Here is a 583-nt window from a genome sequence, read left to right as displayed (position 1 = left end):
CTTCGTCCAGGCCCGTGCCGGCATCGACCGGCGCGAGATGGGCCAGGATGGCATCGCGCACCGCCTGGCGCGCCGCTGCACCGGGTAACGCCAGGTGCCTCCAGCCGGCGGGGCGGTTCGTCCCGCGCGCCGGTGCGCACGTAGCCGGTGGCCTGCACGCCCTGCTCCCACCACGCCAGCTCGGCATCGAAACCGTGCGGGTTGCGCAGGCCGTGGGGTGCCTTCAGGCGCACGGTCATGCGCCAGCGCTCGCCAGCCTGCACCTGGGTGGACAGCCGCCGCACGTCCGCCGCGCCAGCGGCCTCGCCGAAGGTGCCCACGTACCAAGCCACATCGATCACCGGCGGCACCGCGACCGCCTGGCCCTCCAGCACCGCCGATTCCACCGCCATGCGCAGGCGCACGCCGGATTCGCCGGTCTGCGGCATGGCAGCCACCACGCCCACGATGGCAACGTCGCGGCCTTCCAGCGCCGGCGGCAAGGCCCCCTGCAGGAACAGCAGCGCCCGCAGCCCCGTCGCGCCGCCCATGAAGACCAGGCCGCAGGCCAGCATCCACCCGCGCGAGCCGCACCAGGCAAGCC

1 protein-coding gene is annotated in these 583 nt (G+C 74.8%); it reads right to left on the bottom strand.

Annotation, left to right across the window (positions count from 1 at the left end; all coding sequences use genetic code 11):
- The coding region (locus AC27KI_RS26920; protein ID WP_487116968.1) for a ComEC/Rec2 family competence protein at positions 1 to 554 on the bottom strand (554 nt) is incomplete at its 3' end.
- Positions 555 to 583 lie beyond the last annotated feature (29 nt).

Source organism: Acidovorax sp. KPB24-03 (genome assembly GCF_057546605.1).
Note: the sequence above shows the minus strand (reverse complement) of the source record. Positions and strands in the feature narration are given on the sequence as shown.